This is a genomic window from Martelella mediterranea DSM 17316, from assembly GCF_002043005.1.
Classification (GTDB): Bacteria; Pseudomonadota; Alphaproteobacteria; order Rhizobiales; family Rhizobiaceae; genus Martelella; species Martelella mediterranea.
The window spans coordinates 2,958,892-2,980,832 of sequence record NZ_CP020330.1; the positions used below are offsets into that span (position 1 = coordinate 2,958,892).

The 21,941-nt window shown below is 62.8% G+C and carries 21 protein-coding genes; 17 read left to right on the forward strand and 4 right to left on the reverse strand.

Translation table 11 applies throughout. The annotated features are described in order from the left end of the window. The first annotated feature begins 171 nt into the window (after positions 1–171). The 17 genes from Mame_RS13815 (at position 172) to Mame_RS13895 (ending at position 18,723) form a co-directional block, all read left to right on the forward strand. Complete coding sequence (locus Mame_RS13815) at positions 172–4,047, forward strand: autotransporter domain-containing protein (protein WP_079920809.1); 3,876 nt, start codon at positions 172–174, stop codon at positions 4,045–4,047. Positions 4,048–4,125: 78 nt separating this feature from the next. After that, positions 4,126–5,004, forward strand: coding sequence for a VOC family protein (locus tag Mame_RS13820; RefSeq protein ID WP_018063068.1), 879 nt, complete (start codon positions 4,126–4,128; stop codon positions 5,002–5,004). Position 5,005: 1 nt separating this feature from the next. After that, positions 5,006–5,845 carry a 3-deoxy-8-phosphooctulonate synthase gene (kdsA, locus tag Mame_RS13825; protein ID WP_018063069.1) on the forward strand — a complete coding sequence of 280 codons (840 nt, stop codon included), beginning with the start codon at positions 5,006–5,008 and terminating at the stop codon, positions 5,843–5,845. 207 nt (positions 5,846–6,052) lie between these two features. Next, positions 6,053–7,327 (forward strand): phosphopyruvate hydratase, encoded by a 1,275-nt coding sequence (gene eno, locus Mame_RS13830; RefSeq protein WP_018063070.1) that lies wholly within the window; start codon positions 6,053–6,055, stop codon positions 7,325–7,327. A gap of 274 nt (positions 7,328–7,601) precedes the next feature. Further along, positions 7,602–7,922: an FtsB family cell division protein gene (locus tag Mame_RS13835; RefSeq protein WP_018063071.1), complete on the forward strand. Its 321-nt coding sequence runs from the start codon at positions 7,602–7,604 to the stop codon at positions 7,920–7,922. A 147-nt stretch (positions 7,923–8,069) separates the two neighbouring features. Next, complete coding sequence (gene pdhA, locus Mame_RS13840; protein WP_018063072.1) at positions 8,070–9,092, forward strand: pyruvate dehydrogenase (acetyl-transferring) E1 component subunit alpha; 1,023 nt, start codon at positions 8,070–8,072, stop codon at positions 9,090–9,092. A gap of 16 nt (positions 9,093–9,108) precedes the next feature. After that, positions 9,109–10,503 carry a pyruvate dehydrogenase complex E1 component subunit beta gene (locus Mame_RS13845; RefSeq protein ID WP_018063073.1) on the forward strand — a complete coding sequence of 465 codons (1,395 nt, stop codon included), beginning with the start codon at positions 9,109–9,111 and terminating at the stop codon, positions 10,501–10,503. 51 nt (positions 10,504–10,554) lie between these two features. Beyond that, entirely contained in the window at positions 10,555–11,922 is a 1,368-nt protein-coding gene (locus Mame_RS13850; RefSeq protein WP_412768641.1) for a pyruvate dehydrogenase complex dihydrolipoamide acetyltransferase, read from the forward strand. A gap of 10 nt (positions 11,923–11,932) precedes the next feature. After that, the gene (locus Mame_RS13855; protein WP_018063075.1) at positions 11,933–12,571 is read left to right on the forward strand and encodes an SGNH/GDSL hydrolase family protein; all 639 of its coding nucleotides are present in this window, start codon (positions 11,933–11,935) and stop codon (positions 12,569–12,571) included. Between the two features lie 76 nt (positions 12,572–12,647). Further along, positions 12,648–12,884: a YdcH family protein gene (locus Mame_RS13860; RefSeq protein ID WP_018063076.1), complete on the forward strand. Its 237-nt coding sequence runs from the start codon at positions 12,648–12,650 to the stop codon at positions 12,882–12,884. 66 nt (positions 12,885–12,950) lie between these two features. Next, on the forward strand, positions 12,951–14,396 hold the full coding sequence (gene lpdA / locus Mame_RS13865; RefSeq protein ID WP_018063077.1) for a dihydrolipoyl dehydrogenase: 1,446 nt from the start codon (positions 12,951–12,953) through the stop codon (positions 14,394–14,396). A 70-nt stretch (positions 14,397–14,466) separates the two neighbouring features. Further along, complete coding sequence (locus tag Mame_RS13870) at positions 14,467–14,718, forward strand: GlsB/YeaQ/YmgE family stress response membrane protein (RefSeq protein ID WP_018063078.1); 252 nt, start codon at positions 14,467–14,469, stop codon at positions 14,716–14,718. A gap of 139 nt (positions 14,719–14,857) precedes the next feature. Then, positions 14,858–15,832, forward strand: a complete 975-nt coding sequence (lipA, locus tag Mame_RS13875) for a lipoyl synthase (protein ID WP_018063079.1) — start codon at positions 14,858–14,860, stop codon at positions 15,830–15,832. A gap of 55 nt (positions 15,833–15,887) precedes the next feature. Next, entirely contained in the window at positions 15,888–16,265 is a 378-nt protein-coding gene (gene crcB / locus Mame_RS13880; protein WP_026173179.1) for a fluoride efflux transporter CrcB, read from the forward strand. Between the two features lie 61 nt (positions 16,266–16,326). Then, the gene (locus tag Mame_RS13885) at positions 16,327–17,316 is read left to right on the forward strand and encodes an RluA family pseudouridine synthase (RefSeq protein ID WP_018063081.1); all 990 of its coding nucleotides are present in this window, start codon (positions 16,327–16,329) and stop codon (positions 17,314–17,316) included. Between the two features lies 1 nt (position 17,317). Beyond that, positions 17,318–17,983 carry an HAD-IA family hydrolase gene (locus tag Mame_RS13890; RefSeq protein ID WP_026173180.1) on the forward strand — a complete coding sequence of 222 codons (666 nt, stop codon included), beginning with the start codon at positions 17,318–17,320 and terminating at the stop codon, positions 17,981–17,983. After that, positions 17,980–18,723, forward strand: a complete 744-nt coding sequence (locus tag Mame_RS13895; protein ID WP_018063083.1) for an ATP12 family chaperone protein — start codon at positions 17,980–17,982, stop codon at positions 18,721–18,723. Before Mame_RS13890 ends, Mame_RS13895 begins: the two co-directional genes overlap by 4 nt. Before the next feature lie 328 nt (positions 18,724–19,051). Here the strand turns inward: Mame_RS13895 and fghA are convergent, their stop codons facing one another. The 4 genes from fghA to Mame_RS13915 are packed head-to-tail and all read right to left on the reverse strand — an operon-like array spanning position 19,052 to position 21,933. Continuing rightward, positions 19,052–19,882 carry an S-formylglutathione hydrolase gene (gene fghA / locus Mame_RS13900; protein WP_026173181.1) on the reverse strand — a complete coding sequence of 277 codons (831 nt, stop codon included), beginning with the start codon at positions 19,880–19,882 and terminating at the stop codon, positions 19,052–19,054. A 13-nt stretch (positions 19,883–19,895) separates the two neighbouring features. Then, the gene (locus tag Mame_RS13905; protein WP_018063085.1) at positions 19,896–20,345 is read right to left on the reverse strand and encodes a YaiI/YqxD family protein; all 450 of its coding nucleotides are present in this window, start codon (positions 20,343–20,345) and stop codon (positions 19,896–19,898) included. After that, positions 20,342–20,806: a GNAT family N-acetyltransferase gene (locus tag Mame_RS13910; protein ID WP_018063086.1), complete on the reverse strand. Its 465-nt coding sequence runs from the start codon at positions 20,804–20,806 to the stop codon at positions 20,342–20,344. The genes Mame_RS13905 and Mame_RS13910 overlap by 4 nt, the downstream gene beginning before the upstream one ends. Then, a complete protein-coding gene (locus tag Mame_RS13915) occupies positions 20,806–21,933 on the reverse strand; it encodes an S-(hydroxymethyl)glutathione dehydrogenase/class III alcohol dehydrogenase (RefSeq protein WP_018063087.1) in 1,128 nt (375 codons plus the stop codon). The genes Mame_RS13910 and Mame_RS13915 overlap by 1 nt, the downstream gene beginning before the upstream one ends. Between the last annotated feature and the right edge of the window lie 8 nt (positions 21,934–21,941).

A 21,941-nucleotide genomic window follows, 5' to 3' on the forward strand; every position in this document is an offset into this window, starting at 1 on the left:
CGATGGCCGGCCGGGCAGGGGATGATAACCGTTCATTAACCATAAATATTAAGCATGTTCGCAAAAGCACGCATGGCAATAGGTTCTTAAGGACCTGCAACCAGAATCACCCCAGTTTTGGACAGTCGGCCGATTCCCCGGATTAGCGGATCGCGTCGCAAGGGGTAGATAATGCGTGGTTTGAAATTTCGGCAGGGCGCTGCCAGAGCGTTGTTCCTGAGTTCCTCGGCACTTCTGGTGGCCTGGAGCGCGCCGGGGCTGGCCGCCGATTTCAACTGGACGGGCGCGACCTCCACAGACTGGTACGCGACCGAGAACTGGACCGTCGACGGCAGCCAGCCGCCGCTTCCGCCGAAATCCGGTGACAACGTAACCATCAACACGCTGAACAATGCGCCGGTGCTGACTCCAGACCGCGGCACGGAATATATCAGCAACTTCATCGTGGGCGACACGGCCGCCGGCAAGCTCACCTCCAACGCCACGGTCAGCGGCGAGGTGGTCACGCTCGGCGCGTCCGCCGGCGGCAACGGCACCATCATCGTTCAGGGCGCGGGCAGCGCGATCCAGTTCGACAAGCAGATCGTGGTCGGGGGCGCGGGCACCGGCACGCTGACGATGCAGTCCGGCGCCAAGGGGCAGACCGGCGCGATCACCATCGGCAACGCGGCAAGCGGTGAGGGAACCTACACGCTCGACGGCGCGGGAACGGAGATGCGCACCTATGGCACCGGCGCCAACAGCGTGGTGATCGGCAATCTGGGCACGGGCACGCTCAACATTACCGGCGGGGCCAAATTCGAATCGAATCAGACGATCATCGGACAGGGCGCTGGCGGCGACGGCGCGGTCGTGATCTCCGGCGCGAATTCGGAATGGAACGGCTATGGTGACCTGACGGTTGGGCTGTCCGGAACCGGCTCGGTGACCGTGAACAATGGCGGCCACGCGATCAGCGGCTCGCTCAGCATCGGCCAGAACAACAGCTCCACAGGCAACATCGCGACGGTGACGGGGGCGGGCTCGCTCTGGAACGTCTATAACGACATCGCGATCGGCGGCAACGTGGCCGGCGGCGGCTCCGGCGGCGAGGGTGAACTGTCCGTTCTCGCCGGCGCGACGATGACCGCCAGCAACATGACGGTCGGCTATGTCACCGGCGGCGAAGGCACGGTCACGATCGATGGCGCGGGCACGCAGCTGCAGCTTTCGGCAGCGCTGAAGGTCGGCAATTCCGGGGATGGCGGCCTTACCGTATCGGACGGTGCGACGGTCACAGCCGATTACGCGATGCTGGGCGTCAATGCAACGGGCTACGGCGGAACCGTAATCACCGGCGCCGGCAGCAGCGTGACGCTGACCAACAGGATGACGGTGGCCGCCAAGGGCGATGGCGCGCTCGGCATTTTCGATGGCGGCACGCTGAATTCCAATGGCGGCGTGATCGGCCGCGACGCCGACAGCGAGGGCGCCGTTGCGCTGACGACCGGCGGCGTCTGGACCAACACCTCCAATCTCACTGTCGGAGAGGATGGCACCGGCCTTCTCGGCATCGGTAGCGGCGCGAAGGTGACCAACAAGACGACCGTGCTCGGCGCTTCTGCGACCGGGAGCGGCGGGGTGCTGGTCGCGGGCGCCGGATCGAGCTGGGACGTCGACGGCGGCATCACCGTCGGCGCAGGCGGCACGGGCCTGTTCTCGGTCACGACCGGTGCGACGGTCACCAGCACGGCGAGCGTTGTGGCCGATGCGGCGGGATCGTTCGGCCTTGCCGAAGTCTATGGTGGCAGTTGGACGGTCAATGGCGACCTTGTAGTCGGCAATGGCGGGACAGGTGTCCTCGACGTCGCAGAGAACGGTATCGTCACAGCCGACAGCCTCGTTCTTGCCGCCGCCAGCGGTTCGCAGGGCGGCCTCGTCATCGGCGGCATTCCGGGTGTCGGCAGCGCCGTGGCGCCGGGCGAAGTTGCGATACCCACCATCACCTTCGGCGAGGGCACGGGCCTCATCGTCTTCAATCATACATCGTCTGACTATGTCTTCGCGCCGACCATCAGCGGGGCGGGGCAGATAGCTGCGTTGTCCGGCACCACGATCCTGACTGCCGACAACACCAATACCGGCCTGACGACGATCGGCTCCGGCGCTGAAATCCAGGTTGGCGCGGGCGGCACGACGGGAACGCTCGGCGGCGATGCCGCGATCGATGCCGGCGGCACGCTGAGCTTTGCCCGCTCCGACGATATCGAGTTCCGCGGCGCGCTGAGCGGCGGCGGCGCTCTGGTGCAGAAGGGACCGGGAGAACTCAATCTTTCCACCGACAGCACGGATTTCACCGGTTCGCTTGAAGCGGCCGGCGGCACGCTGGATATCGACGCCGACCTGCGCGGCGCGACCGCCGAAGTGGTGAGCGGCGCGACGCTTGGCGGCTCGGGCATCATCGGCGATACGCATGTGAGCACCGGCGGCACCTTCCGCGGCGGCGACAGCAAGGGGTCGATCACGGTCGACGGCGATCTCGATTTCGATCCCGATGCCACCTATGTCGCGGTGATCACGATCAATCAGGAACCGGCGATCGTCACCGGCACCGTCGCCTTCGACGACACCGCGATCGATCTCGATTTCGATCAGGGCGGGGTGCTGAAGAAGGAATACACGCTGCTTCAGGCAGGCAACCTGACCGGCACCTATGATCCCTCGCTTGATTCGCTCCCCTCCCAGTTCCGCGGAACGATAACCGACGAAAACAATGCGCTGAAGCTCGGCCTTGCCTATGTCGGCGGCAATTTCAATTTCTCCGCGCTCGGCCAGGGCGTCAACACGGCGCTCGTCAATGCCTTCAATGACGGCGTGCCGCTGCAGGGAACGCTTGCGGCCGGCATGTTGCAATCCGGCCAGGCCTATGAGGCGGCGATGACGACGCTCGGCGGCGAACTCGGCATCAATGCGACGATGACGGCGACGCTCGGCATGGACAATTTCCTGCGCCGCTCCTCCAATCCCAACCGCTTGCTCGCCGGCTGGCGTCCCATCGAAAAGGATGCCGATGAGGACACCGTGCAGAACGCGCCGGCGGCGACATCGGGTCTCGCCTACTGGGCGGTCGGCGGCTATGACGGCTATGCGGGCGCTGCCGGCGATCCGCGTTGGGATTGGTCCGCGGCCCGCCGTCAGGGGATTTATGCCGCGCTCAACCCGGTCAACACCGGCTGGCTGGAGTATAACGGCGGCAGTTCGAGCGTGGATGGCGATGCCCAGGCCGGCAATTCCGGCGCGGATATCGACAGCAGCATGATCGAGGGCGGCTATCTGGCGCGGCTGGACGATGCCAACGCGATCGGCATCGTGTTCGGCGGCGGAAGCTCGACCTACAAGCAGACGGATCAGGACGGCAAGGCGGATTCGCAGAGCTTCCACGCCGCCATCAACGGCGTGACCCAGACGAAAGAAGGGTTTTATGCCACCGCTGCCCTCGGCGGCGGCGTCGACAACATCGATACAAAGCGCACGGTCGCCTTCGGCAATGCCGTCGACCAGTTGCGCGGCTCCTATTCGGCAACCACCGTCGGCGGCCGGATCGAGGCGGGCGGGCGCATCGTCCAGAACGGCGTGGCGTTGATGCCGTTCGTGGGGGCGAGCGCGGTCTATACCCATGCGCCCGACTATCAGGAAGAGGTCGAGGCCGGCTATGGCAATGCGGCGCTCGCCTATTCCGATGTCGGCCTGTTCCGCGGCACGGTCGAGGCTGGGCTTGGCTTCGATACGGCGGCCGGCGACGTGGCGCGCCGGTTCGCGCTCAACGGACGGGTTTCCTATCTCTATCGCTATGGCGGCGGCGGCGATGCCAGCGCCAGTTTCCTGGCGGTGCCGGGCTACGGCTTCTCGATCTCCAGCAACGCGCCCACCGGCAGCGCCGTCGCCGCCAATGTCGCAGCGAGAATCCAGTTGACCAGCCAGGCCGATCTCAGCCTTGGCGCCTATGGCGAATGGGGCGAGAGCTATTCGGCGCTGATCGCATCGGCGAAACTGCGTTACGTCTGGTAGGAGTCGGCGCAGACCGCCGCGCTCCTTCTTGAGGCGCGGGCTTTTCTGTGCCATCAAGAGCGCCGAAAAGGAGGGGCCATGTCTCTTTCCCACCGTCCTATCGATCATCTGGTTCTGCCGGTCGTCGATCTTGCGACCGCGCGGCTCAGGCTTTCCGCGCTCGGCTTCGCCGTGGCGCCGGAGGCGCGGCATCCGTTCGGTACGGAGAATGCCTGCGTCTATTTCGCCGATTCGACCTATCTCGAACCGCTCGCGATCGCCGACCAGCAAATCTACGACCAGAATATTCCGAAAACCGAATTCGTGCGCCGCGACCGCGCCTACCGCTTCCGTAACGGCGATGACGGGTTCTCCGCGATCGTCTTCAAGAGCGAGAATGCGGCGGCCGACCATGCCGCATTCGCCGAAGCCGGCATTGGCGTCGGCGATCTGTTCAGCTTCTCCCGGCCCTACAAGCTTGCCGACGGGACGGAAGCCACAGCCGGTTTCAAGCTCGCCTTCGCCGCCGATCTGCGCGCGCCCGACCTGTTGTTCTTCACCTGCGAACGCATGCAGGCGCTTGCCCCCGACGAGACCCTCATGGGCCATCAGAACGGCGTGACCGGCATTGCTGGCGTCTTGCTCGGCGAGGACTACCCGATGGAATTCGAGCCGCTGCTGCAGACGCTCACCCGCGCCGGCGAGGCCGATATCCATCCCGACGGCTTCAGCACCGATGCGCTGACGGCGAAGCTTTCGGTCTTCACCTTTGATCATCTCTACAGGCAATATGGCATCGCTCGTTCCGGCGCGGGCCGCGGGATCGAGCCCGCCGCTATTGTGTTCGAGGTGGCCGACCTGGAAAACCTCGCCGATATTCTGAAAGCCAACGAGATCGCCTCACGGCAGACCGGCGACGGCATCGCCGTGCCGCCGGCGCCCGGCCAGGGCGTGACCTTCATATTCAGGGAATACTAGCATGACCGACCGTACCGTGACCGCCGGCGCCGGCGAAAAAGCAGTCGCCTTTTCCAATAGCGGGAAGCTGTCGCTGATCGCCGGGCCGTGCCAGATGGAAAGCCGCGATCACGCCTTCATGATGGCCGGAAAGCTTTCGGAAATCTGCGCGGATGCCGGGATCGCGCTGGTCTACAAATCCTCCTTCGACAAGGCCAACCGCACCTCGCTCAAGGCGACGCGCGGCATGGGGCTCGACAAATCGCTCGAAGTCTTCGCCGACCTGAAGAGAGAGTTCGGCTTTCCGGTGCTGACCGACATCCACACCGAGGAGCAATGCGCCGAGGTAGCGACCGTCGTCGACGTGCTGCAGATCCCGGCCTTCCTGTCGCGCCAGACAGACCTTCTGGTCGCCGCCGCGAAGACCGGCCGGGTGATCAACGTCAAGAAGGGCCAGTTCCTGGCGCCCTGGGACATGAAAAACGTCCTCGCCAAGATCGTCGACAGCGGCAATGATAATGTTCTGCTGTGCGAGCGCGGCGTTTCCTTCGGCTACAACACGCTGGTTTCCGACATGCGGGCGCTGCCGATCATGGCATCCACCGGCGCGCCGGTGATCTTCGACGCCACCCATTCGGTGCAGCAGCCGGGCGGGCAGGGCGGTTCGACCGGCGGACAGCGGGAATTCGTCGAGACGCTGGCGCGCGCGGCCGTTGCCGTCGGCGTTGCCGGCGTTTTCATCGAGACCCATGAGGATCCTGACAATGCGCCTTCGGACGGTCCCAACATGGTGCCGCTCGATGACATGCCGCGGCTTCTGGACAAGCTTCTTGCTTTTGACGCCATTGCCAAGGGAAGGTAAGTTCTTTCGAAATCGGGCGATCGTGCCGCAAATATGCGCGGCTTGATCGCCAAAATCATTCATTCGTCATAGTGCTGGCGCACGAACTGCATTAAGCAGAACTCCGACGACGCGGTCCGCCTGCTGAAGGGGTGGCCCTCGCAAGGCTCCAGCGCTTAGACGCGGTCGTTTCATTTTTTTTGTAGCAAGGTCGACAGGTAGACAATCATGACGACAATCACCGACATTCTCGCCCGTGAAATCCTCGACAGCCGTGGCAATCCCACGGTCGAGGTCGATGTGTATCTGGAAGACGGCACGATCGGCCGCGCCGCCGTTCCCTCCGGCGCCTCCACTGGCGCGCACGAAGCCGTCGAACTGCGCGATGGCGGCGAACGCTATCTCGGCAAGGGCGTGGAAAAGGCGGTCGATGCCGTCAACAACGAGATCCTCGAGGCGATTGTCGGGCTCGACGCTGAAAACCAGATGGAAATCGATCAGGCCATGATCGAGCTTGACGGCACCGCCAACAAGGGCCGCCTCGGCGCCAACGCCATTCTCGGCGTGTCGCTTGCCACCGCCAAGGCCGCCGCCACCGCCTGCGGCCTGCCGCTCTACCGCTATGTCGGCGGCGTGTTCGCTCACCAGCTGCCGGTTCCGATGATGAACATCATCAATGGCGGCGAGCATGCCGACAACCCGATCGACTTCCAGGAATTCATGATCATGCCGATCGGCGCCGATACGCTGCGCGACGCGGTGCGCACGGGTTCGGAAATCTTCCACACGCTGAAGAAGGAACTTTCGGCCGGCGGCTACAATACCGCGATCGGCGACGAGGGCGGCTTCGCGCCGGCGCTTCCGAGCACCACCTCGGCGCTCGACATCATCATGAAGTCGATCGAAAAGGCCGGTTACAAGCCCGGCGAGGACGTCTACCTCGCCATGGACGCCGCTTCGACCGAATTCTACAAGGGCGGCAAATACGTGATGGAAGGCGAAGGCAAGACACTGGATTCCGGCGAGATGGCCGCCTATCTCGCCGACCTGATCGGCAAATACCCGATCTTCTCGATCGAGGACGGCCTTGCCGAGGATGACTGGGACGGCTGGAAGGAACTGACGTCGCTGATCGGCGACAAGTGCCAGCTCGTCGGCGACGACCTGTTCGTCACCAATACCAAGCGCCTGAAGGACGGCATCAGGATGGGCGTCGCCAATTCGCTGCTGGTCAAGGTCAACCAGATCGGCTCGCTGACCGAAACGCTCGACGCCGTCGAGTCCGCGCACAAGGCCGGCTACACCAGCGTGATGTCGCATCGCTCCGGCGAGACCGAGGACGCCACGATCGCCGATCTCGCGGTCGCCACCAATTGCGGTCAGATCAAGACCGGCTCGCTGTCGCGCTCGGATCGTCTCGCCAAGTACAACCAGCTCATCCGCATCGAGGAAGAACTGGGTAGCCAAGCCGTCTACGCCGGCCGGTCGATCCTGAAGGGTTGATTTTTCGGAAGCTCCGGCCTCGCCTGGAGCCCCAGCCCATAATCTCCCCCTCAAGGGGGGAGATTGTTGGCGGCCAGTTCCTTGGTTGAAACCAACGTTGAGCGAAACTGAGATTCCAGAGGGTATCATTGCCCCTCAGCCGGGCCTGATTGCCGCTCCGGCTTTGCCTCAAAAAGCCGCACTTCGTCCCATCCCCCGACACCCGGTTTAGCCTTGGTTAAGGTTCACGCGCTAGTGTGACTCCATTGTATTGCGTAGCCTTCCGGACAGCTTCATGTGGACCCGACATCATAAATCCCGGTTTTACGGCCGCCTGATCGTACCGGCGATCACCGTCTGCTTCATGAGCTATTTCATCTATCACTCGATCCATGGCGATTACGGCCTGATTGCCGGCGAGCGATTTGCGGCCCACAAGGCGCTCAACGAGCGCAAGCTGGAGAAGCTCGTGGCCGAACGCGAGGCGAGGGAGAAGCATGTCAAGATGCTCTCCGACGGCTCGCTGATGAAGGATGCGCTTGACGAGCATGCGCGCTACGCGCTCAACCTGCTGAAGCCGGACGAGATCGTGATTTTCGAGCGACATCTGCAATAAACTGAAATCAAGTTAATTCAATCTTTTATAAATAATTTCAATATTTTGAGTTGTCATAGAGCGTGCTAAATCTAGCATTGCCGTGCCGCACAAAACCGCCTATTGTGACTGCCAATTCCACGTCTTTCCTCAACGAAGGAGACCCTGATGGCGTCCCAAGCGTCCGCTTCACGGAAATCACCCAAAAAAGAAGATAACAAACGGATCGTCGAATTCGATCGCGATCAGGAAATGCATGCGCTCCGCGAAATGCTGATGATCCGCCGCTTCGAGGAAAAGGCCGGCCAGCTTTACGGCATGGGCTTCATCGGCGGTTTCTGTCACCTCTATATCGGTCAGGAAGCCGTCGTCGTCGGTATGCAGATGGCGCTGAAGGACGGCGACCAGATCATCACCAGCTACCGCGACCACGGTCATATGCTCGCAACCGGCATGGAAGCGCGCGGCGTGATGGCCGAGCTGACCGGCCGCCGCTCGGGCTATTCCAAGGGCAAGGGCGGCTCGATGCACATGTTCTCCAAGGAGAAGGCGTTTTACGGCGGCCACGGCATTGTCGGCGCGCAGGTTCCGCTCGGAACCGGTCTCGCCTTCGCCAACCGTTACCGCGAGAACGACCATGTCGCCGTCGTCTATTACGGCGATGGCGCGGCCAATCAGGGCCAGGTCTATGAAAGCTTCAACATGGCCGAGCTTTGGAAGCTGCCGGTGGTCTATGTTGTCGAAAACAACCGCTATGCCATGGGCACCTCGGTTACGCGCTCGTCGGCTGAGACCGACTTTTCCAAGCGCGGCGCATCTTTCAACATTCCCGGCAAGCAGGTCGACGGCATGGATGTCCGCGCCGTCAAGGCGGCTGCCGAAGAGGCGGAAAAGTTCGCGCGTGAAGGCAACGGGCCGTTCATTCTCGAAATGATGACTTACCGCTATCGCGGCCACTCGATGTCGGACCCGGCGAAATACCGCTCCAAGGACGAGGTCCAGAAGATGCGCGCCGAGCACGACCCGATCGAGCAGGTCAGAAAGCGGCTTCTGGACAAGAAGTGGGCGACGGAAGACGAGTTGAAGGCGATCGACAAGGACGTGCGCTCGGTCATCTCCGACGCCGCCGATTTCGCCCAGACCGATCCGGAGCCGGATGCGTCCGAGCTCTACACCGACATCCTGCGCTAAGACGGGGAGGGATACCATGCCTACCAATATTCTCATGCCGGCACTCTCCCCGACGATGGAAGAGGGCAACCTTACAAAGTGGCTCAAGAAGGAAGGCGACAGCGTCGCCGCCGGTGACGTGATCGCCGAGATCGAGACCGACAAGGCGACGATGGAAGTCGAAGCCGTGGACGAAGGCACGATCGGCAAGATCCTGGTTGAGGAAGGCGCCGAAGGCGTCAAGGTCAACACCCCGATCGCCGTGCTCCTGGAAGAGGGCGAAAGCGTCGACGATATCGGCAAGGCCGACGCCGCCGAGCAGCCGAAACAGTCTGAAAAGGCCCCCGAGGTCGAGCAGGAAGAAAAGCCGCAGGCTTCCGCTTCCAACGCGCCGGCCGAACCGAAGGCCGTCGAGGTCGCCTCCGATCCGGATATTCCGGAAGGCACAGAAATGGTTTCGACGACGGTGCGTGAAGCGCTGCGCGATGCCATGGCCGAAGAAATGCGCGCCGATGGCGATGTCTTCGTCATGGGCGAGGAAGTCGCCGAATATCAGGGCGCCTACAAGATCACGCAGGGCCTGCTGCAGGAATTCGGCGCCAAGCGCGTGGTCGATACCCCGATTACCGAGCATGGCTTCACCGGGGTTGCCGTTGGCGCAGCGCTGGCCGGGCTGAAGCCGATCGTCGAGTTCATGACCTTCAACTTCGCCATGCAGGCGATGGACCAGATCATCAACTCCGCCGCCAAGACGCACTACATGTCCGGCGGACAGATGGAGAGCTCGATCGTGTTCCGCGGTCCGAACGGCGCGGCAGCCCGTGTGGCGGCCCAGCACTCGCAGTGCTACGCCTCGTGGTACAGCCACATTCCGGGCCTCAAGGTCGTGATGCCCTATACGGCTGCCGACGCCAAGGGGCTCCTGAAGGCGGCGATCCGCGATCCCAATCCGGTGATCTTCCTCGAAAACGAAATCCTCTACGGTCACAAGTTCGATGTGCCGAAGCTTGATGATTTCGTGCTGCCGATCGGCAAGGCCCGCATTCACAAGCAGGGCAAGGACGCAACCATCGTTTCCTTCGGCATCGGCATGACCTATGCGGTGGAAGCGGCGGCCAAGCTTGAGGAGGAAGGGATCGACGTCGAGATCATCGATCTGCGCACCATCCGCCCGATGGATCTGCCGACGGTTATCGAATCGGTGAAGAAGACCGGTCGTCTGGTCACCGTCGAGGAAGGCTTCCCACAGTCCTCCGTCGGCACCGAGATCGCGACCCGCGTCATGCAGCAGGCCTTCGATTACCTCGATGCGCCGATCATGACGATCGCCGGCAAGGATGTTCCGATGCCCTACGCCGCCAACCTCGAAAAGCTCGCCCTGCCGAACGTCGGTGAAGTCATCGATGCGGTCAAGGCCGTCTGCTACAAGTAAGGGAGCGTCAAGATGCCCATCAAGATTACGATGCCGGCGCTTTCGCCGACCATGGAAGAGGGCAATCTTTCCAAGTGGCTGGTCAAGGAAGGCGACAGCGTTTCGGCCGGTGATGTGATTGCCGAGATCGAAACCGACAAGGCGACGATGGAAGTCGAAGCCGTCGACGAGGGCACGGTCGCCAAGATCGTTGTGCCGGAAGGCACCGACGGCGTGGCGGTCAACGCCCTGATCGCGATCCTTGCCGAAGATGGCGAGGACGTTGCCGAGGCCGCCAAGGCGGCCGAAGGCGGCGGCGAGGCTCCGGCCAAGGCGGAAAAGCCGAAGGAAGACAAGCCGAAGCAGCCCGCCAAGGAAGAGGACAAGGCCGAGAAATCGTCCTCCGACGAAACGGCCGAGAAGGTCGCCAAGGGCGGCATTCCATCCTCCGACACGCCGGTTCCCGAACCCAAGGCGCCGGCAGCGCCCAAGGCCGATGGCGAGCGTATCTTCGCCTCGCCGCTTGCCCGCCGTCTCGCCAAGGAGGCCGGTCTTGATCTGACGGCGCTTTCCGGTTCCGGCCCGCATGGCCGCATCGTCAAGCGCGATGTCGAGAAGGCGGAGAGCGAAGGCGTCGGCAACGCCGCTGCCAAGCCGGAAGCCGGCAGACAAGAGGCTGCCGCCGCGCCGCTGCCGAAGGCGACCTCCGAAGAGGCGGTTCTCAAGCTGTTCGAGGAAGGCTCCTACGAACTCGTGCCGCATGACGGCATGCGTAAGACGATCGCCAAGCGTCTCGTCGAATCCAAGCAGACCGTGCCGCATTTCTATGTCACGGTCGATTGCGAGCTCGACGCGCTGCTTTCGCTCAGGAGCCAGCTCAACAAGGCGGCCCCCGTCAAGGACGACAAGCCGGCCTACAAGCTCTCGGTCAACGACATGGTCATCAAGGCCATGGCGCTTGCACTCCGGGATGTACCGAGCGCCAACGTCTCCTGGACGGAAAACAACATGGTCGTCCACAAGCATGTCGATGTCGGCGTCGCCGTGTCGATCCCGGGCGGTCTGATCACCCCGATCGTGCGCCGGGCGGAGGAAAAGCCGCTCTCGGTCATCTCCAACGAGATGAAGGATCTGGGCAGCCGCGCGCGCGACAAGAAGCTGAAGCCCGCCGAATACCAGGGCGGAACGACGGCCGTTTCGAACATGGGCATGATGGGCGTCAAGGATTTCGCCGCCGTCATCAACCCGCCCCACGCCTCGATCCTGGCGATCGGCGCGGGCGAGAAGCGGCCGGTGGTCAAGAATGACGAACTGGCGATCGCGACCGTGATGTCGGTGACGCTGTCGACCGACCACCGCTGCGTCGATGGGGCGCTTGCGGCCGAAGTTCTGGCGGCGTTCAAGGGCTACATCGAAAACCCGATGTCGATGCTGGTCTGAGGGCGGTCCGATGAAGACGGTTCTCTGCTACGGCGATTCGCTGACGTTCGGCCATGATGCGGCCGGGCAGGACCGTCATGCGCATGAGGACCGCTGGCCGATGGTGTTGCAGAAGGCGCTGGGGGAGGGCGTTCACGTTCTCCCCGAGGCGCTGGGCGGCCGCACCACGGCCTTTGACGATCACACGGCGGCGGCTGACCGCAACGGCGCCAGGGTTCTGCCGACGCTGCTTGCCAGCCACACGCCGCTCGATCTGGTCATCATCATGCTCGGCACCAACGACCTGAAGCCCTGGACCGGGGGCGGGGCGTTGGCGGCCAGAAACGGCATGAAGCGGCTGATCGAGATCGTAAGGGCGCATCCCTATCCCTTCGATCATACCGCGCCGGACATTCTGGTGGTTGCCCCGCCGCATGCGGTGCCCACGGCCAACGATACCGGCATGGGGTTCCTGAAGGGCGTGGTCGAGCAATCGCAGATGCTCTCGACCTTCTACAGCGAACTGGCCGATGAGTTGGGCTGCGGTTTCTATGATGCGGCCTCGGTTTCGCGCGCAAGTCCGGTGGACGGCGTCCATCTCGATGCGGAAAATACCCGCGCCATCGGCCGCGGCCTCGAACCGATCGTCAGGATGATGCTCGGCCTGTGATTTTTTTTGATTAATATCAAGGAGTGGACACGAAGCGCGGATAGGGTGGATATCAACCACAACAGAGGAGATATCCATGTCGAACACCCCGCACGAACTGGCCGATGAATTCCCGGAATTCGCCGACCGGATTCACGAATTGAAGGTCGAGGACGCGCATTTTGCCAAGCTCTTCGACGACTATCATGAGGTAAACCGCGCGATCCACCGCGCGGAGGAAAACATCGAACCGACCGATGACGTGCATATGGAAGAAATGCGCAAGCGCCGGATGGTTCTGAAGGACGAAATCTACGGGATGCTGAAACAATAGAGCGGCGGCATCCCGCAAGCGGGCCGGGCGGTTTATTGCCCGGCTCCCCTTAAAGGAGATGTACCCGTGTCTGAGACCTACGATGTCCTCGTCATCGGCGCCGGCCCCGGTGGCTATATCGCCGCCATCCGCGCCGCCCAGCTTGGCCTGAAGACTGCTGTCGTCGAGCGTGAGCACATGGCCGGCATCTGCTCCAACTGGGGCTGCATCCCGACCAAGGCGCTGCTCAGGTCCGCCGAAGTGCTCGACAACACCAATCATGCCAAGGAATACGGGCTCGTCATCGAAGGCCAGGTCAAGGCCGATCTCGATGCCATCGTGAAACGCTCGCGCGGCATTGCCGAGCGGATGAATGCCGGCGTGATCTATCTGATGAAGAAGAACAAGGTCGACATCATCTGGGGCGAGGCGACGCTGTCGAAGCCCGGCGAGGTGACCGTCTCCGAGGTGAAGAAAAAGATCGTAGAGCCGCAGGCCCCGACGCCGAAGGGCGCCAAAGGTCCAGGCACCTACAACGCCAAGCACATCATCGTTGCGACCGGCGCACGGCCGCGCGCGCTGCCCGGAATCGAGCCCGACGGCAAGCTGATCTGGACCTATTTCGACGCGCTGAAGCCGGCCAAGCTGCCGAAATCGCTGCTGGTGATGGGCTCGGGCGCGATCGGGATCGAATTCGCCTCCTTCTACCGCTCGCTCGGCGTCGAGGTGACGGTGGTCGAGGTGATGAAGCAGGTCATGCCTGTCGAGGACAACGAGATCGCCAAATTCGCCCAGAAGCGGCTGGAAAAGCGCGGCATCAAGATCATGCTCGAAGCCAAGGTCGCGAAGGTCGAAAAGGGCGGCGACAACATTACCGCCCATGTCGAGACCAAGGACGGCAAGGTCGAGAAGATCACCGCCGACCGGATGATCTCGGCCGTCGGCGTTCAGGGCAATATCGAGAATATCGGGCTGGAAAAGCTTGGCATCAAGACCGATCGCGGCTGCATCGTCATCGACGACTATTGCAAGACCAATGTCGAGGGCATCTATGCGATCGGTGATGTCGCCGGCCCGCCGATGCTCGCCCACAAGGCCGAGCACGAGGCTGTGATCTGCGTCGAAAAGATCGCCGGCGAGAAGAACGTCCATCCGCTCGACAGGCTGAAGGTGCCGGGCTGCACCTACTGCAATCCGCAGGTTGCCTCGGTCGGCCTCACCGAAGCCAAGGCCAAGGAAGCCGGCCATGAGGTCCGCGTTGGCCGCTTCAGCTTCGCCGCAAACGGCAAGGCGGTGGCGCTCGGCGAGGATCAGGGCATGGTCAAGACCGTGTTCGACAAGAACACCGGCGAGCTGCTCGGCGCCCATATGGTGGGCGCGGAAGTGACCGAACTGATCGAGGGCTTCGTGGTCGCCATGAACCTGGAGACCACCGAGGAAGAACTGATGCACACGATCTTCCCGCACCCGACGCTTTCGGAAACGATGAAGGAAAGCGTGCTCGACGCATATGGGCGTGTACTTAACGCATGATTCCTCTATGTTATCGGTAGCGGGAACGAGAGGACCTGCTTCGACGTCTAGCAAAAAGGGAGACGCATTTATGGAAGAACAGGGTGTAGGCTGGATTGCCGCCATCATCATCGGCGGTATCGCCGGATGGCTCGCCGAGAAGTTCATGAAGTCCAATATGGGCATTCTCATGAACATCATCCTCGGCATTGTCGGCGCCATTGTTGCAAACGCAATTCTGGGCGTGTTCGGCATCGCCCTTGGCGGATGGCTGGGCTATCTGATCGCCGGTTTTATCGGCGCGGTGATTCTGATTTTCGTCGGACGCATGATCCGGCGCTGAGGCATTTCGCTGTTGGACGCAACGTCCGCGAAAGTGCCGTAAGAACAAGATAGACCGGAGCCGCGAAACGCGGTTCCGGTCTAACGGAAAACGAGGCCGCCCGGGCCGGAGAGGCCCGGCGGCGCTGAAGGACGAACAGATGGTTACGCTTCTCGATACGACAAGTGACGCACAAAAGCGCGTGCGCCATCCCGAAAAGGCGCACAGGCCCGATACCGAAGTGCTGCGCAAGCCGGACTGGATCCGCGTCAAGGCGCCGGTCTCGCGCGGCTATCAGGAAACCCGCGGCATCGTGAAGGACAACAAGCTCGTCACGGTCTGCGAGGAGGCCGGTTGTCCGAATATCGGCGAATGCTGGGACAAGAAGCACGCCTCGTTCATGATCATGGGCGAAATCTGCACCCGCGCCTGCGCCTTCTGCAATGTCGCGACCGGCAAGCCCGGCGCGCTCGATCCGAACGAGCCGGAAAATATCGGCAAGGCCGTCGCCCAGATGGGGCTGATGCATGTCGTGATCACCTCTGTCGACCGCGACGATCTGGCCGATGGCGGCGCGGAGCATTTCGAGAAGGTGATCCACGCCATCCGCGCGGCCTCGCCCGCCACCACGATCGAGGTGCTGACGCCCGATTTCCTGCGCAAGCCCGGCGCGCTGGAACGCGTGGTGGCCGCAAGACCCGACGTCTTCAACCACAATCTCGAGACCGTGCCGTCGAACTATCTGACGGTTCGCCCCGGCGCGCGGTATTTCCATTCGATCCGGCTTTTGCAGCGGGTCAAGGAACTCGATCCGAACATGTTCACCAAGTCCGGCATCATGGTCGGCCTCGGCGAGGAGCGCAACGAAGTGCTCCAGCTCATGGACGATCTGAGGACCGCCGATGTCGATTTCCTGACCATCGGCCAGTATCTGCAGCCGACCCGCAAGCATCACCGCGTGGTGAGTTTCGTCACGCCGGACGAGTTCAAGTCCTACGAGACGGTGGCCTATACCAAGGGCTTCCTAATGGTGTCCGCAAGCCCGCTGACGCGTTCCTCGCATCACGCGGGCGAGGACTTTGCCCGGCTGCGCGAGAACCGCGCGAAGAAGCTTGCCATGGTGGCGGCTGAGTAGTCCGAGAATCCGATCCGTCCCGCAGCAATAACGGAGCAGATCTTTGCCAACATTCCTGCAACATGCACTTATCGTGGCCGCCGGCGGCGCGCTCGGCTCCGTTGGTCGTCATTTTATCGGCGTTCTGGCTACGCGTATGGGCGCCATCACTTTCCCTTGGGGCACGCTGGCGGTCAATATCATCGGCTCACTGCTGATCGGGCTGCTGGTGGAGGCCGTGGCGCGGGTGCTGAACGAATCCGCCGAGGCGCGGATGTTCATCGTGATCGGCTTTCTGGGCGGCTTCACCACCTTCTCCTCGTTCTCGCTCGACGCCATGAACATGATCGAGCGTGGCGACGTGCTGCCCGCCATAGCCTATGTCATCGGCAGCGTGGCGATCGGGCTGGGAGCGGTCTGGGCAGGGCTCGCCATCGGGCGGTTGGTATTTTAGCCCGTTTCATTCCACGCGATCATGCGATAGAAGCCTTCTCCTGAGAACAAGGGCGTACCGCATGGCAGGCATCGAACATATCAAGGTGGATCACGACGAGGCGGGCATGCGCCTCGACCGTTGGTTCAAGCAGCATTATCCGGGCCTCGGCTTCGGCGCGCTGCAAAAGCTGCTGCGCTCCGGGCAGATACGCGTCGATGGCGGGCGGGTGAAAGCCGATACCCGGGTCGAACCGGGCCAGATGATCCGCATCCCGCCGATGAATGTCGACCCGAAGAAATCCGGCCCGATACCGGGCAGGGATCTGAAGCATTCCCCGGATGGCGAGCTTCTCTCACGCATGCTTTTGCATGAGGATGAACGGGTGTTTGTGCTCAACAAGCCCGCCGGCCTCGCGGTGCAGGGCGGCTCCGGCGTCGTGCGCCATATCGACAAGATGCTGGAGGCCTGGACCAACAAGAAGGGCGAAAAGCCGCGCCTCGTGCACCGCCTTGATCGAGACACCTCCGGCGTGCTGGTGATTGCCCGCTCGCGCCGCGCCGCGCAATCGCTGACGGAAGCCTTTCGCCACCGCACGACCAAGAAGACCTACTGGTCGCTGGTCAAGGGCGTGCCGCGCCAGCGCGAGGACAAGATATCGACCTGGCTGGTGAAGGAACAGACGCCCGATGGCGACCGCATGCGGATCGCAAAGCATGGCGAGGCGGATGCCGATCATGCGGTTTCCTTCTATCGCGTGGTCGACACGGCGGCCCATACGCTCGCCTGGCTGGAAATGGAGCCCTATACCGGGCGAACCCATCAGTTGCGCGTCCACGCCCATCATATCGGCCACCCGATCATCGGCGATCCGAAATATTTCGATGACGATCCCAACTGGGAGTTTCCGGGCGGCATCCAGAAGCGGCTTCACCTTCATGCCCGCCATATCGATGTGCCCCATCCCGACGGCGGACGGCTGAAGGTCACCGCCCCGCTGCCGCCGCACATGGTGCAGAGCTGGAACCTGCTCGGCTTTGACGCCGACCGCGAGGATCTCGACAAGGAATGACATGAGACTTGTATTGTTCGATTGCGACGGCACGCTGGTGGATACGATCGCCATCATCCAGGAATCGATGGCGCGCACCTTCACCCGTTTCGGCTATCCGGTTCCAGCCATCGAGAAGACCCGCGCCACCGTTGGGCTGACGCTCGACGTGTCGATTTCGCTGTTGCTTGGCCGCGAGGGGCCGGATGAGGAATGCCGCGAGATGATGGCTTATTACCGCTCGCTGTTTTCCGAGGTGCGTTCCGACCCGGCCATGCAGGAGCGGCTGTTTGAAGGCATCGCGCCGATGCTGGAGCAGCTTTTCCTGCAGGATGATATCCTGATCGGGGCCGTGACCGGAAAGTCGCGGCGCGGGCTCGACCACATGCTCGATCTGCACGGCTATGCCAGCAAGTTCGTGGTTTCGCGCACCGCCGACGACTGCCCGTCCAAGCCGCATCCGGCGATGGTGCTGGAATGCTGCGTCGAGACCGGCATCGAGCCGGCCGAAACCATGGTTATCGGCGATTCCGTCTATGACATGCAGATGTCCCGTTCCGCCGGCGCCGATGCGATCGGCGTATCCTGGGGTTATGGCGCAACCACCGACCTGACCACCTCGGGCGCCTCCGCGATTGCCGAAAGCCCGGACGATATCCTGAAACTCGTGCTGAAGACCATCCAATGACCGATCCGATCCGCCGCTCGCAGGAACTGATGCGGGCCGAACTGCCGAAGAAGTTCTATCAGACCGCCACAGTCGAGCAGGAGGGCGAGGGGTTCGCAATCAAGCTCGATGGCCGCGGCGTCAAGACGCCCGGACGCAATCCGCTGATCCTGCCAACGCCGGCTGCGGCCGAAATGGTGCGCGCCGAATGGCAGGCGCAGGAGAAGGTCATCGATCCGGCGAAAATGCCGGTCACGCGGCTTGCAAATACCGTGATCGATGGCGTGGCGCAAAACGCCGATGCGGTGTTCGAGGAAATCCTCGCCTATGCCGGCAACGACATGCTGTTCTATCGCGCCGAAAGCCCTGAAGAGCTGGTAGCCCGTCAGGCCGAGCGCTGGGATCCGGTTCTCGACTGGATGGCGGAAGAATTCGGCGCGCGTTTCGTGCTCGTGGAAGGCATTATGTTTTCCGAGCAACCAACTGAAAGCATTGCGGCTTTCAGGAGCGAGATCGACCGTCACCGCGCGCCTTTCGCGCTTGGAAGTCTCCACGTCATGACGACGCTCACCGGCTCGGCCCTTGTGACGCTCGCGCTGGCGCGCCGCCGCCTGACGCTGGACGAGGCCTGGGCGCTCGCCAATCTGGAAGAGGACTGGACCATCGAACACTGGGGCGAGGACGCCGAAGCCGCCGCCCGCCGCGCCAAGCGGTTCGAGGACATGAAGGCCGCGCATGATTTGTTCGTGTCGCTGGGGTAGGCGACGCGGGCAGAGCTTCGGTGCTTCGAAGCGCCACCGTTTTCCCTGTAATCCGCCCCCTTGAGGGCGAGGCTATCGCATATGGTCTCCCCGCATAGCCCCTCAATCTTCTCGCCCCGGAGGGGAGAGATGTCGCGACAGCGACAGTGAGGGGGGAGCCTATCCCCGCGAGCGCCGTCACGATTTGAAACGCCAGCGGGAGAGAGTATTGGGAGCAGGCTGCTACGCCATATGCCATAGCCCTGGCCTCAAGGGGGGAGATTGTGAACGGCAAGGCTCCCAATACCTACCAATGGCTACATGGTCGGCGGCGCTGTTCGGCGGTCACTCAAACCCGTTCCGCGTGCCAGCGCAGGTGATCGTCCATGAAGGTGGAGATGAAGTAGTAGGAGTGGTCGTAGCGCTCGTGCATGCGCAGCGTCAGGTCGATATCCGTGTCCTTGACCGCCTCCTCGAACAGCCAGGGCTTCAGCCCGTCCTCCAGGAAATTGTCGGCCTTGCCCTGGTCGATCAGGAAGGCGGGAAAGCGCGCGCCGTCTTCCACCAGCGCGCAGGCATCATGCTTGCGCCAGACGGACTGGTCGGCCCCGAGATATTTCGTGAACGCACCCTGCGCCCAGGCCGATGTGGAGGGGGACACGATCGGCGCGAAAGCCGAGCAGCTCTTGTAGCGCCCGGGGTTTTTCAGCGCCAGAGTCATCGCGCCGTGGCCGCCCATGGAATGGCCGAAAATCCCCTGGCGATCCATGTCGACGCGGAAGCTCTTGGCGATCAGCGCCGGCAACTCCTCCGTGATGTAGCTTTCCATCCTGTAGTTCCGCGACCACGGCTCCTCGGTGGCATCGACATAGAAGCCTGCCCCCTTGCCGATCTGCCAGTCGGTGAGCGCATCGGGAACGTCTGCGCCGCGCGGGCTGGTATCCGGGCACACGATGATCAGGCCGAGCTCGGCGGCCATGCGCCGGTACTCGCCCTTTTCCATGACGTTGGCATGGGTGCAGGTGAGGCCGGAGAGATACCAGAGCACGGGGCAGGGCCGCTCCGTGGCCTGCGGCGGCAGGAAGACCGCGAAGGTCATCTCCGTGCCGCAAACCTGCGATTCGTGCGAGAAGACGCCCTGCATGCCGCCAAAGGCGGTGTTTTCGGAAATGATGTTCATCGTGATTCCTTCGTCATTCACCGGATGCCTTCGCCTTGCGGCAAAGCTGTTCCATGGTCTGTAAAAAGGCCGATCGGTCGCGGGCCGAGAACGGGGCGTTGTAGCCCTTGCTCTCGCCGGTCTCGCGCAGATGCTGGCCGAGATCGCGCATGGCGCGGGCCATGCCAATATTCTTGTCGTCGAAGACCCTGCCGGTCGGGCCGGTGACAAGCGCGCCGGCAACCACGCAACGCTCGGCAAGCGGCACATCGGCGGTCACGACGATATCGCCCACACCGGCGCGCTCGGCTATCCAGTCATCGGCGGCATCGAACGCGCCGGAGACGATGACATTGGAGATCATCGGATTGCGCGACGGGCGCAGGCCGGTATTGGCCACGAAGGTGACGCGCATCCCGTGACGCTCCGCCACCTTGATCACCTCCGGCTTCACCGGACAGGCATCGGCATCGACATAGATCATGAGGCGATCCTCTCGGCGGCGCGGATCATGTCCACATGCGGGATGCCATCTTCGAGATATTCCGCCGAGGTCACGCTGAAGCCGAGACCGCCATAGAAGCGCTGCAGATGCGCCTGCGCGGAAATCGCGATAACGGCGCCCGGCGAAAGCTTGCCGCAGGCGGCAATCGCCTCCCGCATCACGCGCTCGCCAAGCCGCTGGCCGCGATAGCCGGGCGCGACGACGACGCGGCCGATTCGCGCTTCGCCCGCAGTCTCACCGGCTGCGAAGATACGGGCATATGCGGCCAGCCGACCGTCGTCCAGAAGGCGCAGATGCAGCGCCTCAGGGTCCTTGCCATCGATCTCGGGGTAGGGGCAGTTCTGCTCGACCACGAACACGTCGATTCGCAACCTGAGCAGGTCATGCAGTTCGCCCGGCGTGAGCGCGTCCAGCCGGGCGATATCGACGGTCAATGCCATCAGTAGAGGACGACCGAGCGGATGCTCTCGCCGCTATGCATGAGATCGAAGCCCTTGTTGATGTCCTCGAGCTTCAGCAGATGGGTGATCATCGGATCGATCTCGATCTTGCCGTCCATGTACCAGTCGACGATCTTCGGCACATCGGTGCGCCCGCGCGCGCCGCCAAAGGCGGTGCCCATCCACGAGCGCCCGGTGACGAGCTGGAACGGACGGGTGGAGATTTCCTGGCCCGCGCCGGCAACGCCGATGACGACCGACTTGCCCCAGCCGCGATGGGAGCTTTCCAGCGCCTGACGCATGACGGTGGTGTTGCCGGTGCAGTCGAACGTGTAGTCCGCGCCGCCGATCGTGTCCGCGCCGCGCTTGGTGAGGTTGACCAGGTAGGGCACGATCTCCTCGCCGATCTCCTTGGGATTGACGAAATGGGTCATGCCGAAGCGCTCGCCCCATTCCTTCTTGTCGTTGTTGAGATCGACGCCGATGATCATGTCCGCGCCGGCAAGCCTGAGCCCCTGGATGACGTTGAGGCCGATGCCGCCGAGGCCGAAGACGATCGCGGTCGAACCGATTTCCACCTTGGCCGTGTTGATCACCGCGCCGACCCCTGTCGTCACGCCACAGCCGATATAACAGACCTTGTCGAAAGGCGCGTCCGGGTTGATCTTGGCGACCGCGATTTCGGGCAGCACGGTGAAATTGGCGAAGGTCGAGCAGCCCATATAGTGGTAGAGCGGCTTGCCATCGAGCGAAAACCGGGACGTGCCGTCCGGCATCAGACCCTGGCCCTGGGTCGAGCGGATAGCGGTGCACAGATTCGTCTTGCGCGACAGGCAGGACGGGCATTCGCGGCATTCCGGGGTGTAGAGCGGGATCACGTGATCGCCCTTCTTCACCGAGGTCACGCCCGGGCCGACATCGACCACCACGCCCGCGCCCTCATGGCCGAGGATCGCCGGAAAAATGCCTTCGGGGTCGGCGCCCGACAGGGTGAAATCGTCGGTATGGCAAATGCCCGTGGCCTTGACCTCGATCAGGACTTCGCCCGCTTTCGGCCCTTCGAGCTGAACATCCATGATTTCCAGCGGCTTTCCCGCTTCAACAGCCACTGCGGCGCGTACATCCATTGGCGTTA

Coding starts and splice junctions, on each gene's coding strand:
- Mame_RS13815 (WP_079920809.1), top strand. CDS start 172: ATGCGTGGTTTGAAATTTCGGCAGGGCGCTGCCAGAGCGTTGTTCCTG.
- Mame_RS13820 (WP_018063068.1), top strand. CDS start 4,126: ATGTCTCTTTCCCACCGTCCTATCGATCATCTGGTTCTGCCGGTCGTC.
- kdsA (WP_018063069.1), top strand. CDS start 5,006: ATGACCGACCGTACCGTGACCGCCGGCGCCGGCGAAAAAGCAGTCGCC.
- eno (WP_018063070.1), top strand. CDS start 6,053: ATGACGACAATCACCGACATTCTCGCCCGTGAAATCCTCGACAGCCGT.
- Mame_RS13835 (WP_018063071.1), top strand. CDS start 7,602: ATGTGGACCCGACATCATAAATCCCGGTTTTACGGCCGCCTGATCGTA.
- pdhA (WP_018063072.1), top strand. CDS start 8,070: ATGGCGTCCCAAGCGTCCGCTTCACGGAAATCACCCAAAAAAGAAGAT.
- Mame_RS13845 (WP_018063073.1), top strand. CDS start 9,109: ATGCCTACCAATATTCTCATGCCGGCACTCTCCCCGACGATGGAAGAG.
- Mame_RS13850 (WP_412768641.1), top strand. CDS start 10,555: ATGGAAGAGGGCAATCTTTCCAAGTGGCTGGTCAAGGAAGGCGACAGC.
- Mame_RS13855 (WP_018063075.1), top strand. CDS start 11,933: ATGAAGACGGTTCTCTGCTACGGCGATTCGCTGACGTTCGGCCATGAT.
- Mame_RS13860 (WP_018063076.1), top strand. CDS start 12,648: ATGTCGAACACCCCGCACGAACTGGCCGATGAATTCCCGGAATTCGCC.
- Mame_RS13870 (WP_018063078.1), top strand. CDS start 14,467: ATGGAAGAACAGGGTGTAGGCTGGATTGCCGCCATCATCATCGGCGGT.
- lipA (WP_018063079.1), top strand. CDS start 14,858: ATGGTTACGCTTCTCGATACGACAAGTGACGCACAAAAGCGCGTGCGC.
- Mame_RS13885 (WP_018063081.1), top strand. CDS start 16,327: ATGGCAGGCATCGAACATATCAAGGTGGATCACGACGAGGCGGGCATG.
- Mame_RS13890 (WP_026173180.1), top strand. CDS start 17,318: ATGAGACTTGTATTGTTCGATTGCGACGGCACGCTGGTGGATACGATC.
- Mame_RS13895 (WP_018063083.1), top strand. CDS start 17,980: ATGACCGATCCGATCCGCCGCTCGCAGGAACTGATGCGGGCCGAACTG.
- fghA (WP_026173181.1), bottom strand. CDS start 19,882: ATGAACATCATTTCCGAAAACACCGCCTTTGGCGGCATGCAGGGCGTC.
- Mame_RS13905 (WP_018063085.1), bottom strand. CDS start 20,345: ATGATCTATGTCGATGCCGATGCCTGTCCGGTGAAGCCGGAGGTGATC.
- Mame_RS13910 (WP_018063086.1), bottom strand. CDS start 20,806: ATGGCATTGACCGTCGATATCGCCCGGCTGGACGCGCTCACGCCGGGC.
- Mame_RS13915 (WP_018063087.1), bottom strand. CDS start 21,933: ATGGATGTACGCGCCGCAGTGGCTGTTGAAGCGGGAAAGCCGCTGGAA.